Source organism: Paraburkholderia sp. SIMBA_030 (assembly GCF_046535245.1).
Taxonomy (GTDB): domain Bacteria; phylum Pseudomonadota; class Gammaproteobacteria; order Burkholderiales; family Burkholderiaceae; genus Paraburkholderia.
On the sequence record NZ_JAWRXB010001104.1, the window covers coordinates 1 to 253 of the forward strand.

The window sequence follows — 253 nt, forward strand, 5'->3', positions numbered from 1 at the left end:
CGTCTTCAGTCTGACTGCCGACGCCCGGCGGTGCGCGCCATTTACACCGCTTACTTCGGCTGCGACACCGTGACGAGCGCCGGACGCAGCACGCGGTCGGCGATCACATAGCCCTTTTGCAGCACGCTGACGACGGTGTTGGCTTCCTGCTCCGACGGCACCATCGAGATAGCCTGATGGCGGTGCGGATCGAACTTCTCGCCGACCGGGTTGATCGCGAGGACCTTGCCCTTTTCCAGCGCGCCGCTCAGCT

General features: G+C 64.8%; 1 protein-coding gene. It reads right to left on the reverse strand.

Annotation, left to right across the window (positions count from 1 at the left end; genetic code table 11):
• Positions 1-50: 50 nt before the first annotated feature.
• Positions 51-253, reverse strand: a 203-nt coding sequence (gene grpE, locus SB772_RS43425) for a nucleotide exchange factor GrpE (RefSeq protein ID WP_410838950.1), incomplete at its 5' end; no start/stop codon positions are given.